Genomic DNA, 16,842 nt, shown 5'->3' with positions numbered 1-16,842 from the left:
ATCCCAAAAAGTGCGGAGCGGTTTTTGGATAAGATCATGCTCAATCAAATGGCTGGAGCGAGATGAGGCTTTGACAAAGGCTCACCGAGATCTGCCGACACAACCGAAACGAAACGATTTCCATGGCTTCGCGCGCTTACAGCATTCCCAATCTGCTTACCTACGGCCGCATCCTCTGCGTACCCCTGATCGTCCTGTGCTTCTTCGTCGAGGGCAAGCTGGAAGGTTCCGATTTCGCGCGGTGGGTCGCGCTCTGGATCTTCGTGATCGCCTCGCTCACCGACTTTCTCGACGGCTATCTCGCGCGCATCTGGAATCAGACCTCGAATATCGGCCGCATGCTGGATCCGATCGCCGACAAACTGCTGGTCGCCTCGATCCTGCTGCTGGTGGCGGCCGACGGCACGATCGCCGGCTGGTCGCTCTGGGCGGCGATCATCATCCTCTGCCGTGAAATACTGGTATCCGGCCTGCGTGAATATCTTGCCGCCTTGAAGGTGAGCGTTCCCGTGACTCGGATCGCGAAATGGAAGACGACGGCACAGCTCGTGGCCATCGCCTTCCTGCTGGCTGGGCCGGCCGGCGACAAGGTGCTACCCTATACGACGGAGATCGGCATCGTCCTGCTCTGGGTCGCGGCGCTGCTGACCATCTATACCGGCTACGATTATTTCCGCGCCGGCCTGAAGCATATCGTGGACGATGAATGATGACGAAGCTCGTCTATTTCGCCTGGGTGCGCGAGCGGATCGGCAAGGCCGAAGAGGAGATCTCTCTTCCCGCCGAGGTGATCACCGTCGGTGATCTCCTCAACCACTTGAAGACCTTGGGGGAAGAATACGAGACAGCGCTTCAGTTTCCGGAAGCGATCCGGGTCGCCATCAACATGGAACATGCCGATCACGACGAGCCGATCGCCGGTGCGCGCGAGATCGGGCTGTTCCCACCGATGACTGGAGGGTGAGCTGATGGCCGTGCAGCCGCTCGTCCGCGTTCAGCAAGAAGATTTCGATCTCCAGGCCGAGATCGACAGCCTCACGCAGGGACGGCTGGATATCGGCGCAGTCGTCACCTTTTCCGGGCTCTGCCGCGACGAAGGGGGCACGCTCGGCGCGCTTGAGCTGGAGCATTATCCCGGCATGGCGGAGGCGGAAATCAGCCGCATCGCCGACCTCGCCATCGAGCGCTTCGGCCTTTTCGGCCTGACCGCCATCCATCGCTACGGCAAGATCGCACCAGGCGAAAACATCGTCCTCGTCATTGCCGCCGCACCGCACCGGCAGGCAGCGTTCGACGGCGCCAATTTCGTCATGGACTTCCTGAAGACTTCGGCTCCCTTCTGGAAGAAGGAACATGCCAAGGACGGCAAGGAGGGCGATTGGGTTTCGGCCAGGGATGCCGACGATGCCGCCCGCGCCAAATGGGCCGCGAAGAAATAGGCCTCAGGGAACGACCCGCTCGCGCCGGCTCAATACCAGCAGCAGCACGAGCAGCGAGAAGATGACGAAGTCGCGCCACAGGAACGGGCCGTAGGCGCCCCACATCGTTTCCCCCAGACCGAGCAGCGCCGCACCGCCCGCCGACTTCAGCGGGTCGGAATAGCCCCCGACGGCCGCGATCATCAGAACCTTGAGCCCGAACATCAGCCCGGCGCCGAAATCCATCGTTCCGTAATAGGAGGTGGCCAGTAGCCCACAGATGGTTGCAACCAGTGCCGAGGCGACATAGGCCATCAGGAAGACGCGGTTGGCACTTGTGCCGCAAAGCTCAGCGGCCAGCGCGTCGTCGGTCACCGCGCGCCAGATGCGGCCCCAGCCGGTGCATCTAAGGACATAGGCGCCGGCGAGGATCACCAGGATCATCAGCGCCGTGTTGAGCAGTTGGATCTCGGTGAGCGTCACCCGGAAATCGCCGCTATCCCAGAAGACGATAGCGCCATTCAGAAAAGGTGGCAGCCAGATGCCGCGCGTGTTGGAGGCAAGCCGCGCCGTCTCCATCAGGATGATCATCATGCCGAGTGCTGCGACGATGATCGTATTCGGCGACTTGCGCGACAGCGGTAGCATGATCGCGCGGCCGACGAGAAAACTGGTGCCCAGCGTATAGACGGCCGCGGCGATGGCGCCGAAGACGAAGGCAGCCGGCAGGATCAGATACATCCTAGTGTAGCCGACGTCGGTGAACAGCACCAGCATCTGGCCGGCGAAGGCGAAGAGCGCTCCATAGGTGATATCGGCCCGCTTCATGACCCCGAAGGCGATGGCATAGCCGAAGGCAAGCGCGGCATAGAGCGCGGCGAGCGGAACGGCATTTGCCAATTGCTGCAGAAGATAGGCCATGACCCCTCCGAGGACAGGCAAATAGTAACTGGCAAAATCAATTTTACCAGTTATAATTTTCAGCATGAGCTTTTCCTGGACCCCACATCGCTTTTCCGGTGGCGCCTTGGCGCTCGATGTCGCCAACAGCGTGATCCTGCGTCATGACGACGAACGGCGGATCGACCGCTTCGAGGGATCGGGGCAGATGGAAAGCTTTCCGAAAGCAGCCGCGAATTTCTGTGCCGAGCGGGCGCTGTTCGGCGATATCCTGCCGGTGCGGCAGGAAAACAAGGCCGCTTTCATCGGATTGCGCGAGGCGATCGACCGCTACTTTCGTGCCCGCGTGCTCGGCGGCGGAGCCGATGCGCTGCTCGCCGACCTGCTGGCGGCGCTGGCGCAGGTCCTGCGGCGAGCCTCCTCCGATGGACTGGAGGCAGCGACGGTGCATTCCACGCTGCGCCTGATCGCCATGCCCGACCCGGAGCGGATGAAGATCTGCCGCAACTGCGGCTGGCTGTTCATCGATCGCAGCAAGAACAAAAGCCGCGCCTGGTGCGACATGGCGGTCTGCGGCAACCGCGCCAAGGCAAGCCGGCACTACCGGCGCAAGAAAGAGGAGACTGCGCCATGATTATCCGAACGATCCTGCTGACAGCCATGATCGCGGGGCTGGCGCTTGGAGGCTGCCAGAGAAAAGACGATGAGGGCCCGACCCAGCTCAGCGGCCGCCTCTTCATATTCAACTATCGCGTGGCGACCGCCAGCTACATGATCACGCTGAAGAAGATCGCCCCGATCCCCGAGGGAACGACGGCCGTCGCGGAATTCGAAAATCCCGCCGGGGGCGACCCCCTTGTGGTTCGGCAGAAGATCTATACCTTCTGGGACAAGATCACGCTCGAAAGCCCGGATCTGCGCTGCGTGCGCAAGGATCGCGCCTATTCCGTCTCGATCAAGCTGGTGGATGCAAGCGACAAGACGATCCAGACGATCAAGACCGAGGTGAAATCCGACCTTGACCAGACCGTGCTGCCGACAAAACCGCTCGTCGTCGGCCCGGTCTACACCGCCAATCCGGATGTCTTCAAAAGTGACGGCAGCATCGACTATGGGCACGATGCCGCCTGCCCGGCATGAAAAAAGCCGGGATGCAAAATCCCGGCTTTCTTGAGTCAATTCAAATCGTTCAGCGCAAGCGCTGAAAGTCCGATTCAGCCGACGATTTCAGTTTCGGAGAACCAGTAAGCGATTTCGACAGCAGCCGTTTCCGGAGCGTCGGAGCCGTGAACGGAATTTTCGCCGATCGACAAAGCGTGGATCTTGCGGATCGTGCCTTCAGCGGCGTTGGCCGGGTTGGTTGCGCCCATGATTTCGCGGTTCTTCAGGATGGCGCCTTCGCCTTCCAGAACCTGAACGACGGTCGGGCCGGAGGTCATGCCTTCGACGAGTTCGCCGAAGAAGGGGCGTTCCTTGTGGACAGCGTAGAAGCCTTCGGCTTCGCGCTTGCTCATCCAGACGCGCTTGGAGGCGATGACGCGCAGGCCATTGTCTTCAAAAATCTTGGTGATGGCGCCGGTCAGATTGCGCTTCGTTGCATCCGGCTTGATCATCGAGAAAGTACGTTCAATCGCCATGGGTCCGTTCCTTGTAATCAGAGAAAAGTGGGCGGTCTTTACCCGCCCCACAGCCCGAAAACAAGGGGGACAGCCCAATTTCACGCCGCTGTCACAGTACGGACGGTCGATTCGCAAGCGACTAAGCGGCGAAGCAACCGTTCATTAGCGGACTTCGCGGATGGTCCGGTTCATTTGCTCAATTCTGGTTCGGACTGATCTCATAGCCATGGAGGAGAAGCCATATGCTCAGACATTTCAAAATGCTTGCCGACTACAATCGTTGGGCCAATGTTCAAGTCTACGATGCCGCCGCCCGGCTCAGCGATGCGGAATTTCACGAGGATCGCGGTGCCTTCTTCGGCTCGCTGCATGGAACGCTGAACCATCTGCTGGTGACGGACCGGCTGTGGATGCACCGTTTCAGTGGAACCGGCGAGCCACCGGCGGCGCTGGGTGTCGTTCTGCATAACGATCTTACAGCGCTCCGAGAGATGCGCGAGGCCGAAGATCGGCGCATCATCGATTGGGTGGAGACGCTGAATGCCGCCATCCTTGCGGCCGACATCACCTATACATCCGTCCTTCGGCCGGGCGCGATCATACATCCGCTCCATCTGGCGATTGCACATATGTTCAATCATCAGACCCATCACCGCGGCCAATGCCACATGATCCTGACAACGCTGGGCAAGCCATCGCTGGTGCTGGACCTCTTGCATTTCCTGCGCAGTGAAGGGCGGCAGTGGATGTAAGCCATAGGCGAACCGCGATCCCTTCGATGCGATCAGGCGTTGCTCAAGCCGCTAATTTTATTGTCCGATCACGCGGATAGGCGGTTTCGTTCATGTTGCCTTAACCTGCGCGCCTGCAAGTTGGAGAGATATATGAGCCAAGTGGCAGTCAGAGAGCAGGCATGAAGAGTTCGCAGACTGGCGTTTCCGCGTCTTCCATCGGCAATGATGACAGTGAATCAGAAACCGAGCTCGAGACCATCGGCCGCTTCATGACGCGGCTGAAGGTCAGGAACCTGCCGCGCAACTATCAGCTCTTTCACGAGGCGCTCTATGGCCAGGATCGCTGTCTTGCCAGCGAGATCGAGGCGCTCGGCCCACACCCCTCGCAAAGCAAGCTCGATGAGATCGGCCTGAAGCATCGCCTTGTCAGCCATTGCGGGCTGGTCGCGCGGAAATCCGAAAGCGATGCGGCCGACATGCTGCGCGAGGTGGCGGATCAGCTTGCCAAAGGGCTGAAGAAGAAGCGGCATTTTGCCCGCGGGGTCGGGACGGCGCCGAATGCCAGCGCCGCCCTGGACAGCCTCCACGCGTCGCTGAGCAATCTCATGCTCTATGAGACCGAGCTGATCGAGAGGTTGAAGAACTGCGCGCACCTGTCGGAGCCCAAGCGGCGCGCAGACGCCTGAACGCTCTCGCACTCTTGCCTTCGGCGCCGAGTTCGGCCAAAACCGCGCCATGATTTCGATTTCAGACCTTTCCGCCCGCATTGCCGGCCGCCTTCTCATCGACCATGCCAACGTGACGCTTCCGGCGGGCACGAAGGCCGGCCTCGTCGGCAAGAATGGAGCGGGCAAATCCACGCTGTTCAGGATCATTACAGGCGATTTCGCCGCCGAAAGCGGCTCGGTTTCGATCCCGCGCAACGCGCGCATCGGCCAGGTCGCGCAGGAAGCACCCGGCACGGAAGAGCCGCTGATCGATATCGTGCTCGCGGCCGACAAGGAGCGAGCAGCACTGCTTGCTGAAGCCGAGACGGCAACCGATCCGCATCGCATCGCCGACATCCAGACGCGGCTTGCCGATATCGGCGCGCATTCGGCCGAAGCGCGTGCTGCCAGCATCCTTGCCGGCCTCGGCTTCGATCACGAGGCGCAAAAGCGCCCCGCCTCCTCGTTTTCCGGCGGATGGCGCATGCGTGTTGCGCTCGCTGCGGTGCTGTTTTCCGAGCCGGACCTTTTGCTGCTCGACGAGCCGACGAACTATCTCGACCTCGAAGGTACGCTCTGGCTGGAAGATTACATCCGCCGCTATCCGCACACGGTCATCATCATCTCGCACGACCGCGACCTCCTGAATACGGCGGTCAACGCCATCGTCCATCTCGATCAGAAGAAGCTCACCTTCTATCGCGGCTCCTACGACCAGTTCGAGCGGCAGAAGGCGGAGGCCGACGAACTGCAGACGAAAGCCAAAGCGAAGAACGACGCGGCACGCAAGCATCTGCAGAGCTTCATCGATCGTTTCAAGGCCAAGGCTACGAAGGCGCGGCAGGCGCAATCACGCGTCAAGGCACTGGAGCGGATGGGGACTGTCGCCGCCGTCATCGAAGATCATGTGATGGGCTTCAGCTTTCCGGAACCCGAAAAGCAGCCCGCATCGCCCATTATCGCCGTCAGCGGCGGCGCGGTCGGCTATGAGCCCGGTAAGCCGATCCTGAAACGCCTCAACCTGCGCATCGACGCTGAAGACCGCATCGCCCTCCTCGGCTCCAACGGCAACGGTAAATCCACCTTCGCCAAATTCGTCTCTGGCCGGCTCGATGCCGATAGCGGTGATGTGAAGCTGGCACCGAGCCTGAAGATCGGCTTCTTCGCCCAGCACCAGCTCGATGATCTCATGCCGAACCAGACGGCTGTCGAGCATGTCCGCCGCCGGATGCCCGAAGCACCGGAAGCGAAGGTGCGCTCTCGCGTCGCGCAGATGGGCCTGGCGACGGAGAAGATGGACACGCAGGTCAAGGATCTCTCTGGCGGCGAGAAGGCGCGGCTGCTGATGGGCCTTGCCGCCTTCGACGCGCCGAACCTGCTGATCCTCGACGAGCCGACGAACCATCTGGATATCGACAGCCGCAATGCGCTGATCCAGGCGCTGAACGATTATTCCGGCGCAGTCATCCTCATCTCGCACGACCGCCACCTGATCGAGGCGACGGTCGACCAGCTGTGGCTGGTGCGCGACGGCACCGTTTCCACCTTCGATGGCGACCTCGAAGATTACCGCAGCCTCGTCGTCGCGAGTCCGAAGCCGAGGGATGACAAGGCCAAGGCGAACGGCAACGACGATTCCGTCTCCAAGGCGGATCAGCGCAAGCTCAATGCGGAACGCCGCGCTTCGCAGGCACCGCTCAAGAAAAAGATCAACGAAATCGAATCCTTGACCGCCAAGCTTGAGAAATTGATTCAGACGCTTGATGCAGAACTTGCAGATCCCGCTCTTTACGAGAAGGCGCCCGCCAAGGCTGCTGAGAAGGCAAAACAGCGCGCGGATGCCGCTGAAAAGCTCGCCGCAGCCGAGGAACAATGGCTGGAACTTTCATCGGAATATGAAAGCGCCATCGCCGGCTAGTGCGCGTGAATTCTTAATGGTTTCGGAGCCGATCCTAACCGATCATTAACCATAACTACGGAAAGTACGCCCAACCTTCATTGACATAAGTGTTGAGCGATTCCGATGAACTACCGTGTTTTACTGGCTGGCCTTGCCGTGTCCCTGGCTCTGGGAGGATGCGCCACGAAACCGGGCAATGAAGCATCGCTCAAAACCGGCTATGCGGCCGAAGAGCCGCGCCACAAGCCGCTGAAAGCCAATGATCCGGTCGAGATGGAGCCGAACAAATGGCTCGTCGCCGATCTTGAGACCAGAGACGTGGCGAGCATAAATGGCCCGCACAATCTCGCTGGCCGGACGCTGGAAGTCTCTTCGCTCAAGGACGTCAGGCTGGCCGACAAGGAAGTCATCCTGACGTTCGATGACGGCCCTGCCCCCGGCAAGACCGAACGCATTCTCGCCACGCTCGACAAGTTCGGCGTCAAGGCGACGTTCATGATGGTCGGCGAAATGGCGCAAGCCCACCCGGCGATCGCCCGGGAAGTCTTCGCTCGTGGCGACACCATCGGCAGCCATACCTTCCGCCATCCCGACCTCGACAAGATGAGCTTCGACATGGCGATGGCCGAGATCGCCAAGGGCAAGAATGCCGTCTCCAAGGTCATTGGCACCGAAATACCCTTCTTCCGCTTCCCCTACCTCGCCGACTCCAAACGCCTGCGGGCCGCCGTCGCCGCTCGCGACATGATCGTCATGGACGTCGATGTCGACAGCAAGGACTATTTCACTTCCACGCCAGCTTCTGTCACGGCGCGAACGATAAAGCAGCTACAGGCGCGCGGCCGCGGCATCATCCTGATGCATGACATCCACCAGCGTACCGTGACCATGCTGCCGGCCCTTCTGATCCGCCTCGAGAAGGAGGGATACAAGGTCGTGACGCTCAAGTACAAGCACGCTCCGGCACCGGCGACCAATCTCGTCGCCCAGGCCGATATCAAGTTCACGCGCTGAGGGCCCGAAGCCGGAGAACGGTTTCCTGAGATAAACATCAGTCAGTGGTTGCAAGATCTTCGGATGCGCTTGAAAGGCGCCGAGCGGCATGATTAGTTGCGGCGTGATCACGAAGAGCGGGCCAGCCCGCCCGCTCGTATCCGGGGGGAGTAACAGATGGATCGTCGTTCATTTCTGAGGAAAGCCGGCGTGGCCGGCGCCGGCTCGGTTGCAGCCGCAGCCCTTGCTGCTCCGGCCGTTGCCCAGAGCAATCCGAAAATCAATTGGCGCCTGACTTCGTCGTTCCCGAAATCGCTCGATACGATCTACGGCGGCGGCGAAGTGCTGTCGAAATACGTCTCGGAAGCAACGGACGGCAATTTCAACATCCAGGTCTTCGCGGCCGGTGAAATCGTGCCCGGCCTGCAGGCCGCCGACGCGACCTCGGCAGGCACCGTCGAGGCCTGCCACACAGTTGCCTATTACTATTGGGGCAAGGACCCTGTCTGGGCACTGGGCGCAGCCGTTCCCTTCGCCCTCAATGCCCGCGGCATGAATGCCTGGCAATATCACGGCGGCGGCATCGACCTGTTCAACGAATTCCTGGCAACGCAGGGGCTGATCGGCTTTCCCGGCGGCAATACCGGCGTGCAGATGGGTGGCTGGTTCCGCAAGGAGATCAATTCGGTTGCCGACCTCAAGGGCCTGAAGATGCGCATCGGCGGCTTTGCCGGCAAGGTGGTGGAGCGCCTCGGCGTCGTGCCGCAGCAGATCGCCGGCGGCGACATCTATCCGGCATTGGAAAAGGGCACGATCGACGCAGCCGAATGGGTCGGCCCCTATGACGACGAGAAGCTCGGCTTCTACAAGGTCGCACCCTACTACTACTATCCCGGCTGGTGGGAGGGCGGCCCGACCGTGCATTTCATGTTCAACAAAGCGGCTTATGAGGGCCTGCCGAAGGCCTATCAGTCGCTGCTGCGCACCGCCTCCCAGGCGACCGACGCCAACATGCTGCAGAAGTACGATTATCTGAATCCTGCCGCCATCAAGCGCGTCGTCGCCGAAGGCGCCAAGCTGCGTCCGTTCAGCACGGAAATCATGAACGCCTGCTTCGAGAAGTCGAACGAGGTCTATGCCGAAATGGAAGCCTCGAACCCGACCTTCAAGAAGATCTGGGAATCGATCAAGGGCTTCCGCGGCCAGCATTATCTCTATGCGCAGGTCGCTGAGTATAGTTATGACGTCTACATGATGACGTTGCAGCGCGCCGGTAAGATCTGATCAGCGAACTGGAAACAAGAGACCCCGGAGCGGCGCTCCGGGGTTTTTCTTTGCCCTGGCCGAAGGCAATCCAACATGCCTATAACGACCGCCTTCAATTGAATGATGGCGGTTGGCTGAGATCATTGGCCGGCGGATTTGGCTGCCCGCCGCCCTGCCCGGCCGGCTTGTCGCTCGGCGGACCGCCCCCCGGAAGCTGCAGGCCCGGCAGGCCGAGGCCGCCGCCATTGTCCTGGCCGGGTGTGCCGAAGCCCGGTACTTCGATCTTGATCGTATTGGGGTCAAGCCCGGTGCCCGCGCCCTTGTAGTGCATGACCATCTGCGGGAACGTGATCGTCAGTGCCACCATCAGCACCTGGATGCCGACGAACGGCACCGCCCCCCAATAGATCTGACCGGTCGTTACCGGAGCCGTATTTTTGCCCGTGACCTTGTCGAGATAGGGCACCTTTGCCGCGACCGAGCGCAGGTAGAACAGCGCGAAGCCGAAAGGCGGATGCATGAAGCTCGTCTGCATGTTGACGCCAAGGAGAACGCCGAACCAGATGAGGTCGATGCCCAGCTTATCGGCGGCGGGTGCCAGCAGCGGCACGATGATGAAGGCCAGCTCGAAGAAATCGAGGAAGAAGGCCAGCACGAAGACCAGGAGATTGACGGCAATCAGGAAGCCGACTTCGCCGCCCGGCAGCGACACCAGCAGATGCTCGACCCAGACATGGCCGTTGACCCCGTAGAAGGTCAGCGAGAACACGCGCGAGCCGATCAGGATGAACAGCACGAAGGAAGAAAGGCGCGTGGTCGACGCCAGCGCCGAGCGGACGACGTCCATGGACAGCCGGCCCTTGGCCGCCGCCATGACCAGCGCGCCCACTGCCCCCATCGCTCCGCCCTCGGTCGGCGTCGCGATGCCGAGGAAGATAGTGCCGAGCACGAGGAAGATCAGCGCCAATGGCGGGATCAGCACGATGATCACCTGCTGCGCCAGCCGCGACATCAGATTGAACTTCATCGTCTTGTCGATGACGGCGATGGCGTAGATGAAGGCGACGCCCACAGTTGCACCGAGAATATCGGCGTTTCCCCCGTAGATCGGCGTCAGATAGACATGGGCGGCATAGGCGACGCCGGCGCAGACCAGCAACGCGACGAAAAGCGAGGTCACGCCGGAGCCGAGCGAGCGCGCCTCTTTCGGGAGTGCCGGCATCGAGTTCGGCCTGATGATCGACATGACCAGCACATAGAGCATGTAAAGGCCGGTCAATATGAGGCCTGGGATCAGTGCCCCTGCATACATATCGCCGACCGAGCGGCCGAGCTGGTCAGCAAGCACGATCAAGACCAGCGACGGCGGAATGATCTGCGCCAGGGTGCCGGAGGCGGCGATGACGCCGGAGGCCACCCGCCGGTCATAGCCGTAACGCAGCATGATCGGCAGCGAGATAAGGCCCATGGCGATAACCGAAGCCGCAACGACGCCGGTGGTGGCGGCAAGCAGTGCGCCCACGAAAATCACCGCATAGGCAAGCCCACCGCGGATCGGGCCGAAAAGCTGGCCGACTGTGTCGAGCAAGTCTTCGGCCATACCGGAACGCTCCAGCACGATGCCCATGAAGGTGAAAAACGGGATTGCCAGCAGCGTATCGTTGGACATCACGCCCCAGAACCTATCCGGCAGCGCATTGAGGAGCGGCCATGACAGATTGATGGAACCGCCCGAATAGGGTGCGAGTTCGACGCCGATCCAGAAGAACAGGAGACCGTTGGCGGCGAGAGCGAAGGCGACGGGATAACCGATCAGCAGGAAGATGATCAGCGAGGCGAACATGATCGGCGCCATGTTCACAGCAATGAATTCCATCATCGGCGCGCCTCCCCTATCGGCGTTTCCACCTCGAGGGGCGCATGCGTCGGCACATAGGGATTTGGATCCTCCATATCACCGCGCATGACGGCAATCTTCTTGATAATCTCGGAGATACCCTGCAGCGCCAACAGGAAGAAGCCGGCCAGCAGTAGTGCCTTGCCCGGCCAGATGATTAGGCCGCCCGCGCTGGAGGAAACCTCACCGGACATGACAGACATGCGCACGTAGGGCACGAGGTCATAGACCATCAGCAGTGCGAACGGCATGAGGAACAGGCAGTGGCCGATGAGATCGATCCAGTGCTGCGCCCGGCGCGGGAGCGAGCCATAGACGATATCGATGCGGATGTGCTCGTTCTGCCGGAGCGTGTAGGCGGCGGCGAGCATGAAAGCGGCGCCGAACAGATACCATTGCGCCTCCAGCCAAGCATTGGACGAGATGTTGAACATTTTACGGACAATGGCATTTCCGGCACTGACCAATACGGCGACCAGAATGAGCCATGAGACTGATTTTCCAATGATCTCAGTCGCATAGTCCACGATTCGGCTGAAGCCGAGCAATGTTTTCATGATTTCCCCCCGCGGCGGTCTTTCCCAGGATCTCTTGCCGCGCACAGGCAGAGTGCCGATTTCAAGCGGTGAATCAAGAGCCCGAGCCGGTTTTCCAAGTGTGATGATGGCTCCGGTACAATGCCCGCGCGTAAAGCCGAGCGCACGCATTTACAATTTGCCGCCCTTGCCCGCATGCGGCATTCTGATAAAGATCGCATCAATAATCATACTAATCGAGAGACACCCATGTCCCCCATCAACCTTGCTATTGTCGGCGTCGGCAAGATTGTCCGCGACCAGCACCTTCCATCCATCGCGAACAATCCGGATTTCAAGCTGGTCGCCACAGCAAGCCGTCATGGCACCGTCGAGGGCATTCCGGCCTTCACGACCATCGAGGCCATGCTCGACGCAGTGCCGGCAATCGACGCCGTCTCGCTCTGCATGCCGCCGCAATATCGCTACGAGGCTGCCTACAAGGCGCTTTCGGCCGGCAAGCACGTCTTCCTGGAAAAACCGCCGGGCGCGACGCTGAGCGAAGTTGCCGATCTCGAGAATCTCGCAAAGACCAAAGGCGCCTCACTCTTTGCGAGCTGGCATTCGCGCTATGCGCCTGCCGTGGAGGCCGCCAAGGCTTTCCTCGCCGACACGACCATCCGCAGCGTCCATGTGATCTGGAAGGAAGACGTCCGCCACTGGCATCCGAACCAGGAATGGATTTGGCAGGCCGGCGGACTCGGCGTCTTCGATCCTGGCATCAATGCGCTGTCGATCGTCACCCATATTTTTCCGGCGCTCTTCCTGACCGGCGCGACACTGGAATTCCCGGAGAATCGCGATTCGCCGATCGCGGCCGATCTGCACTTCAAGAGCGGCCAGGGTCTGCCGGTTCATGCCGAATTCGACTGGCGCCAGACCGGCAAGCAGAGCTGGGATATCGTCGCCGAGACGGATGCGGGCCAGATGGTTCTTTCAGAAGGCGGCTCCAAGCTTTCCGTGAATGGCGAACTGACTTTCTCGGCGCCTGAAGCCGAGTATCCCTCGCTCTATCGTCGCTTTGCCGAGATCGTCAAAGCCGGTGTCTCCGATGTCGACGTTTCGCCGCTGCGTCACGTCGCCGACGCCTTCATGCTCGGTAAGCGCAAGTTTGTGGAAGCGTTTCACGATTGATCGCATTCCCCGATGTGAGATAGGCTACGCAGTATACTAGCTTAGCGCATTATCACATCGGGGAGTTGCCGATGGTATCGGAACGTGAACAATCCTTCGGCCTTGGCGTCCGCAATAAGACAGTCAAACTTGCGGAGCCGAACCAGAAATGGCACGAGGCCTATTTGCTGGAGGAGGCTGCCATTCGCGGCGCTCTCGGCGACCTTGCCATCGAGATCCAGCATTTTGGCAGCACCTCCATCCCGGAAATCAAGGCCAAGCCGATCATCGACATTGCCGTCGGCGTTCGGCGCTTCGAGGACGGCCTTGCCTGTATCGAGCCGATGGCATCCATTGGCTATGACTATGCCGGCAGCAATATTGTCCCCGACGATCACATTTTCGGCCGCGATGTCGCCGGGGATACCCGCACCCACCTGGTTCACGTCGTCGAACACGGCGGCACGAATTGGCGCCATTTCATCGTATTTCGCGACCACTTACGCAAGCGCCCGGATATTGCTCACGCCTATGAGGCTTTGAAGGTGGAGCTTGCGTCAAAATATGCCGACAACCGCGCGGCCTACACCGCGGCGAAGAAGGACTTCATCGACAAGATTCTGGCGGAGGCTGAATGAGCCTGGTTGCCGCTTCCCGGAACGGGAGCGGCAAAAGCGTCACGCCTTTTTCTCCCAGCGGCCGTCCTGGGTCTGCTGCCAATAGGTGAGGCTATGCCCCTCGCCTTTCAGACGCTTCCATTGGGCGCGCGCGCTTTCCAGCTGCTCCTGATCGTATCCGTCGAACATCAACACGACGCGCTGGTACGACTCGACGTCCGTGGCTTCTGCACCATCGATAAAGAATCGTACGCTGGCATTGTTGATGTTGTCGGGCGAGACCGTCAGCAGCACCGGCTGCCGGTCCGCCATTTCGCTTTCATCCGTGCCGTGCGGCAGGAAGCTGTCCTCGCGGTAGGTCCAGAGATGGGCATCGAGGAGATCGCGCCGCGCCCGCTCAAGCATCTGGACAGCAACCTGCCAGCCGCGCTCAACGCTTTTGTCGATCAGCGGCGGCAGGGCGTCCTCAAGTTTCGATTCCGTCAGGTGATAGAAGAGAACGTCGGTCATATCGCCTCTTCTATCTCACAAGGCCAGCCTGGTCACGATTCGTAGTTCGCACGGACCAGCTCGTCGAGCAGGCGCACGCCGAAACCGGAGCCCCAGGATTGATTGATCTCATCCTGAACCGAGCCCATCGCCGTTCCGGCGATATCGAGATGCGCCCATGGCGTTTCCCCGACGAAGCGCTTGAGGAACTGGGCGGCGGTGATCGAGCCGGCATGGCGGCCGCCGGTATTCTTCATATCGGCGAATTTGCTGTCGATCATCTTGTCGTAGTCCTTGCCGAGCGGCATGCGCCACAGGCGCTCATCGGTAACGAGACCAGCAGCTGTCAGCTCGTTCGCCAGCTTGTCGTCGTTGCTGAACAGGCCGGCTTGCAGATTGCCGAGGGCGACCAGGATCGCGCCGGTCAGGGTCGCCAGATTGATCATGAATTGCGGCTTGAAGCGATCGTTGGTGTACCAGAGCGCATCGCAGAGAACGAGCCGGCCTTCGGCGTCGGTGTTGATGATTTCGATCGTCTGGCCGGACATGGAGGTGACGATGTCGCCCGGCCGCTGGGCGTTGCCGTCAGGCATATTCTCGACGAGGCCGATGACGCCGATCGCGTTGACCTTGGCGCCACGGGCGGCGAGCGCGTGCATCAGGCCGGTGACGGCTGCGGCCCCGCCCATGTCACCCTTCATGTCCTCCATGCCGGCGGCCGGCTTGATGGAAATGCCGCCGGTGTCGAAGACGACGCCCTTGCCGATGAAGGCGACCGGCTTGTCTTTCGACTTGCCGCCCTTCCAGTGCATGATCACCAGGCGCGGCGGCCGGGCTGAGCCCTGCGCGACGCCGAGCAGCGCGCCCATGCCGAGCCGGCGCATCTCGCGCTCGGTCAGGATCTCGACCTCGACGCCGAGCTTTTCCAGCTCCTTCGCCTTGGCGGCAAACTCGACGGGACCGAGGACATTCGGCGGCTCGTTGACGAGATCACGCGCGAGAATCACGCCGCCGGCAATAGCCTCTGAAGCCGCGAAAAGCTTTTTGGCGGCAGCGGCCTCCTGGGTGACGATCGTGACCTTGACGGGCTTGCGGGCGCCAGCCTTCTCGTCGTCATCACCCTTCTTCGTTTTGTAGGTGTCGAAGCTATAAGCGCGCAGCAACATGCCCAACGCGAAATCCGCGGCCTCCCTGGCTCCGACCTTGATGGCCGGGGCATCGAGGAAGATGGCCACCTTCTCCACATTGCGGATTTTGGCCGCAGCACTGCCGCCGAGCTTCAGCCAGTCATGAACGCTCAGGTTCGTCGCCTTGCCGGTGCCGATGACGACGATCCTGTCGACCGGCGCGGCTTCGGGAGCGATAATATCAAGGCTGTTCAATGCCTTGGCCTTGAAGCCGGAAATGGGCGCGGCCTTGGCGAAAACATGAGCCGGATCGGCGCTCTCGGCACCCGCAGGCAGCTCACTATCGGTGTCTTTCAGGAGAATGGCCAGACCACCACTAAGGCGGACCGACTTGGCGAAGGAAATCTCGAATTTCACAGACATTTCGGCTCCGATTACCATGCGTATTACAAGAATAATTTCGGTGGTCATCATTCAAGGTTTGCCTAGGCAATACAAGCCTTTGGCAAAGCGTTCCCCGAAGAAACGGACTTCGCCGCTTCAAATCCCTGTCATTTAGCGCAGCTAGGCTCGGCGCATTGGTGTTTTCGCCGCCATCGGGCGGCGTCATTCTTTGCCGGAAAGCCACCTTGATCATAGACTTCAACAGCCTCGACCGCGAAGACCGCTTTCCTGAAAACCTGCGCCCGCGCACGGCGGGTGACACCTTCATCGCGCTCTTCTGTCTCTGGTGGATGCTGCTGGGTCTGTTCTCGCTCTTTCCGCAGATCGACCTCGCGGTCGCGAACGCGTTCTTCCTGCCCAAGCAATGCCTCGCCCTTGCCAGGCCCGATCAGATCTGCGGCATTTTCCCTTATGGTGACGATCAGCATCTGCGCCTGCTGCGGGAGGTGTTTTTCCAGCTCCCCTATATCTCGGCCGTCATCCTCTGTTGGATGCTGCTCCAGTGCTGGCAGCACCACGGTGCAACCTTCAACACGCTCAGAGCCCGCAACCTCAAGATCGCGCTCGGCTCGTTGCTGCTTGGTCCGGTCCTGATCGTCAATCTCTGGCTGAAAGCCTTTTCGGGCCGTCCCCGCCCCAGGCAAACCGATCTGTTCGGCGGCACGCTCGATTTCGTGCATGCGGGATCCTTCGCCGGCAAATGTGTCAGCAACTGCTCGTTCATCTCGGGTGAAGCAGCAGCCGCGGGTTGGCTGTTCTGCTTGATCTTCATCATCCCGCAACCGCTTCGTAGGGCCGTCGCCCTGCCGATCGCGACCGTCTCTGTCGTCATTCCGGCGCTCAGAGTGGCTTTCGGCGGCCACTACCTGTCCGATGCCGTCCTTGGCTGGCTCTCCTCGCTTGTCATATTCGCCGCGCTGCTGGCATTATCCCAAACGACACACAACAGAAGAATCTCGGAAAATTAACGATTTTTTTGCGAGTTGGTTGTCGCCAAAAAAACGCAAACAGCGTAGATGAGGATGAATCTCTGTCGGCTCGCT

Annotated in this window: 19 protein-coding genes; 13 read left to right on the top strand and 6 right to left on the bottom strand. The window is 60.6% G+C overall.

Going from position 1 to position 16,842, the window contains the following annotated elements; all coding sequences use genetic code 11:
* Positions 1 to 122 precede the first annotated feature (122 nt).
* Genes pgsA through FHT28_RS04650 form a run of 3 tightly spaced genes read left to right on the top strand, consistent with a single transcriptional unit; the run spans position 123 to position 1,439 of the window.
* The gene (gene pgsA, locus FHT28_RS04660; RefSeq protein ID WP_037194026.1) at positions 123 to 710 is read left to right on the top strand and encodes a CDP-diacylglycerol--glycerol-3-phosphate 3-phosphatidyltransferase; all 588 of its coding nucleotides are present in this window, start codon (positions 123 to 125) and stop codon (positions 708 to 710) included.
* On the top strand, positions 710 to 964 hold the full coding sequence (gene moaD / locus FHT28_RS04655; protein WP_034487384.1) for a molybdopterin converting factor subunit 1: 255 nt from the start codon (positions 710 to 712) through the stop codon (positions 962 to 964). Before pgsA ends, moaD begins: the two co-directional genes overlap by 1 nt.
* Positions 965 to 968: 4 nt before the next feature.
* Positions 969 to 1,439 (top strand): molybdenum cofactor biosynthesis protein MoaE, encoded by a 471-nt coding sequence (locus FHT28_RS04650; RefSeq protein ID WP_092572801.1) that lies wholly within the window; start codon positions 969 to 971, stop codon positions 1,437 to 1,439.
* A 3-nt stretch (positions 1,440 to 1,442) separates the two neighbouring features.
* Here FHT28_RS04650 and FHT28_RS04645 read toward each other — a convergent pair whose 3' ends face one another.
* Positions 1,443 to 2,339 (bottom strand): branched-chain amino acid ABC transporter permease, encoded by an 897-nt coding sequence (locus FHT28_RS04645; protein ID WP_168595712.1) that lies wholly within the window; start codon positions 2,337 to 2,339, stop codon positions 1,443 to 1,445.
* A 64-nt stretch (positions 2,340 to 2,403) separates the two neighbouring features.
* Here FHT28_RS04645 and FHT28_RS04640 point away from each other — a divergent pair, with 64 nt between their 5' ends.
* Together FHT28_RS04640 and FHT28_RS04635 are read left to right on the top strand one after the other, a co-directional pair.
* On the top strand, positions 2,404 to 2,952 hold the full coding sequence (locus tag FHT28_RS04640; RefSeq protein WP_168595711.1) for a CGNR zinc finger domain-containing protein: 549 nt from the start codon (positions 2,404 to 2,406) through the stop codon (positions 2,950 to 2,952).
* Entirely contained in the window at positions 2,949 to 3,458 is a 510-nt protein-coding gene (locus tag FHT28_RS04635) for a hypothetical protein (RefSeq protein ID WP_168595710.1), read from the top strand. Before FHT28_RS04640 ends, FHT28_RS04635 begins: the two co-directional genes overlap by 4 nt.
* 74 nt (positions 3,459 to 3,532) lie before the next feature.
* Here the strand turns inward: FHT28_RS04635 and ndk are convergent, their stop codons facing one another.
* Complete coding sequence (gene ndk / locus FHT28_RS04630) at positions 3,533 to 3,955, bottom strand: nucleoside-diphosphate kinase (protein ID WP_034487391.1); 423 nt, start codon at positions 3,953 to 3,955, stop codon at positions 3,533 to 3,535.
* Between the two features lie 224 nt (positions 3,956 to 4,179).
* Between ndk and FHT28_RS04625 the strand changes: the two genes are divergently transcribed.
* From FHT28_RS04625 to FHT28_RS04605, 5 genes are all read left to right on the top strand, one after another.
* Entirely contained in the window at positions 4,180 to 4,689 is a 510-nt protein-coding gene (locus FHT28_RS04625; protein WP_168595709.1) for a DinB family protein, read from the top strand.
* A 161-nt stretch (positions 4,690 to 4,850) separates the two neighbouring features.
* Positions 4,851 to 5,357 (top strand): hypothetical protein, encoded by a 507-nt coding sequence (locus tag FHT28_RS04620; protein WP_168595708.1) that lies wholly within the window; start codon positions 4,851 to 4,853, stop codon positions 5,355 to 5,357.
* Positions 5,358 to 5,406: 49 nt separating this feature from the next.
* On the top strand, positions 5,407 to 7,296 hold the full coding sequence (gene abc-f, locus FHT28_RS04615) for a ribosomal protection-like ABC-F family protein (protein WP_168595707.1): 1,890 nt from the start codon (positions 5,407 to 5,409) through the stop codon (positions 7,294 to 7,296).
* A 105-nt stretch (positions 7,297 to 7,401) separates the two neighbouring features.
* Entirely contained in the window at positions 7,402 to 8,292 is an 891-nt protein-coding gene (locus tag FHT28_RS04610) for a polysaccharide deacetylase family protein (protein ID WP_168595706.1), read from the top strand.
* Positions 8,293 to 8,448: 156 nt separating this feature from the next.
* A complete protein-coding gene (locus tag FHT28_RS04605; RefSeq protein ID WP_037194005.1) occupies positions 8,449 to 9,555 on the top strand; it encodes a TRAP transporter substrate-binding protein in 1,107 nt (368 codons plus the stop codon).
* Between the two features lie 94 nt (positions 9,556 to 9,649).
* Here the strand turns inward: FHT28_RS04605 and FHT28_RS04600 are convergent, their stop codons facing one another.
* Both FHT28_RS04600 and FHT28_RS04595 read right to left on the bottom strand, forming a co-directional pair.
* Positions 9,650 to 11,416, bottom strand: a complete 1,767-nt coding sequence (locus FHT28_RS04600) for a TRAP transporter large permease subunit (protein WP_037194002.1) — start codon at positions 11,414 to 11,416, stop codon at positions 9,650 to 9,652.
* Positions 11,413 to 11,991 carry a TRAP transporter small permease subunit gene (locus FHT28_RS04595; protein ID WP_168595705.1) on the bottom strand — a complete coding sequence of 193 codons (579 nt, stop codon included), beginning with the start codon at positions 11,989 to 11,991 and terminating at the stop codon, positions 11,413 to 11,415. The genes FHT28_RS04600 and FHT28_RS04595 overlap by 4 nt, the downstream gene beginning before the upstream one ends.
* Positions 11,992 to 12,219: 228 nt before the next feature.
* Between FHT28_RS04595 and FHT28_RS04590 the strand changes: the two genes are divergently transcribed.
* Both FHT28_RS04590 and FHT28_RS04585 read left to right on the top strand, forming a co-directional pair.
* Positions 12,220 to 13,143: a Gfo/Idh/MocA family oxidoreductase gene (locus FHT28_RS04590; protein WP_168595704.1), complete on the top strand. Its 924-nt coding sequence runs from the start codon at positions 12,220 to 12,222 to the stop codon at positions 13,141 to 13,143.
* Between the two features lie 71 nt (positions 13,144 to 13,214).
* Complete coding sequence (locus FHT28_RS04585) at positions 13,215 to 13,760, top strand: GrpB family protein (protein ID WP_037193997.1); 546 nt, start codon at positions 13,215 to 13,217, stop codon at positions 13,758 to 13,760.
* Positions 13,761 to 13,799: 39 nt separating this feature from the next.
* Here FHT28_RS04585 and FHT28_RS04580 read toward each other — a convergent pair whose 3' ends face one another.
* Positions 13,800 to 14,249 carry a DNA polymerase III subunit chi gene (locus FHT28_RS04580; RefSeq protein ID WP_168595703.1) on the bottom strand — a complete coding sequence of 150 codons (450 nt, stop codon included), beginning with the start codon at positions 14,247 to 14,249 and terminating at the stop codon, positions 13,800 to 13,802.
* A 32-nt stretch (positions 14,250 to 14,281) separates the two neighbouring features.
* Positions 14,282 to 15,778 (bottom strand): leucyl aminopeptidase, encoded by a 1,497-nt coding sequence (locus FHT28_RS04575; RefSeq protein ID WP_092573000.1) that lies wholly within the window; start codon positions 15,776 to 15,778, stop codon positions 14,282 to 14,284.
* 206 nt (positions 15,779 to 15,984) lie between these two features.
* On the opposite strand from FHT28_RS04575, the gene FHT28_RS04570 reads away from it, so the two are divergent.
* Positions 15,985 to 16,767 (top strand): phosphatase PAP2 family protein, encoded by a 783-nt coding sequence (locus FHT28_RS04570; protein WP_092572808.1) that lies wholly within the window; start codon positions 15,985 to 15,987, stop codon positions 16,765 to 16,767.
* The last annotated feature ends 75 nt before the right edge of the window (positions 16,768 to 16,842 follow it).

This window comes from Rhizobium sp. SG570 (genome assembly GCF_012275345.1).
In the GTDB taxonomy this organism is placed as follows: Bacteria; Pseudomonadota; Alphaproteobacteria; order Rhizobiales; family Rhizobiaceae; genus Rhizobium; species Rhizobium lusitanum.
Note: the sequence above shows the minus strand (reverse complement) of the source record. Positions and strands in the feature narration are given on the sequence as shown.

Excerpts from the sequence above, each read along its gene's own strand:
- pgsA (WP_037194026.1), top strand. The coding sequence starts at position 123 with ATGGCTTCGCGCGCTTACAGCATTCCCAATCTGCTTACCTACGGCCGC.
- moaD (WP_034487384.1), top strand. The coding sequence starts at position 710 with ATGACGAAGCTCGTCTATTTCGCCTGGGTGCGCGAGCGGATCGGCAAG.
- FHT28_RS04650 (WP_092572801.1), top strand. The coding sequence starts at position 969 with ATGGCCGTGCAGCCGCTCGTCCGCGTTCAGCAAGAAGATTTCGATCTC.
- FHT28_RS04645 (WP_168595712.1), bottom strand. The coding sequence starts at position 2,339 with ATGGCCTATCTTCTGCAGCAATTGGCAAATGCCGTTCCGCTCGCCGCG.
- FHT28_RS04640 (WP_168595711.1), top strand. The coding sequence starts at position 2,404 with ATGAGCTTTTCCTGGACCCCACATCGCTTTTCCGGTGGCGCCTTGGCG.
- FHT28_RS04635 (WP_168595710.1), top strand. The coding sequence starts at position 2,949 with ATGATTATCCGAACGATCCTGCTGACAGCCATGATCGCGGGGCTGGCG.
- ndk (WP_034487391.1), bottom strand. The coding sequence starts at position 3,955 with ATGGCGATTGAACGTACTTTCTCGATGATCAAGCCGGATGCAACGAAG.
- FHT28_RS04625 (WP_168595709.1), top strand. The coding sequence starts at position 4,180 with ATGCTCAGACATTTCAAAATGCTTGCCGACTACAATCGTTGGGCCAAT.
- FHT28_RS04620 (WP_168595708.1), top strand. The coding sequence starts at position 4,851 with ATGAAGAGTTCGCAGACTGGCGTTTCCGCGTCTTCCATCGGCAATGAT.
- abc-f (WP_168595707.1), top strand. The coding sequence starts at position 5,407 with ATGATTTCGATTTCAGACCTTTCCGCCCGCATTGCCGGCCGCCTTCTC.
- FHT28_RS04610 (WP_168595706.1), top strand. The coding sequence starts at position 7,402 with ATGAACTACCGTGTTTTACTGGCTGGCCTTGCCGTGTCCCTGGCTCTG.
- FHT28_RS04605 (WP_037194005.1), top strand. The coding sequence starts at position 8,449 with ATGGATCGTCGTTCATTTCTGAGGAAAGCCGGCGTGGCCGGCGCCGGC.
- FHT28_RS04600 (WP_037194002.1), bottom strand. The coding sequence starts at position 11,416 with ATGATGGAATTCATTGCTGTGAACATGGCGCCGATCATGTTCGCCTCG.
- FHT28_RS04595 (WP_168595705.1), bottom strand. The coding sequence starts at position 11,991 with ATGAAAACATTGCTCGGCTTCAGCCGAATCGTGGACTATGCGACTGAG.
- FHT28_RS04590 (WP_168595704.1), top strand. The coding sequence starts at position 12,220 with ATGTCCCCCATCAACCTTGCTATTGTCGGCGTCGGCAAGATTGTCCGC.
- FHT28_RS04585 (WP_037193997.1), top strand. The coding sequence starts at position 13,215 with ATGGTATCGGAACGTGAACAATCCTTCGGCCTTGGCGTCCGCAATAAG.
- FHT28_RS04580 (WP_168595703.1), bottom strand. The coding sequence starts at position 14,249 with ATGACCGACGTTCTCTTCTATCACCTGACGGAATCGAAACTTGAGGAC.
- FHT28_RS04575 (WP_092573000.1), bottom strand. The coding sequence starts at position 15,778 with ATGTCTGTGAAATTCGAGATTTCCTTCGCCAAGTCGGTCCGCCTTAGT.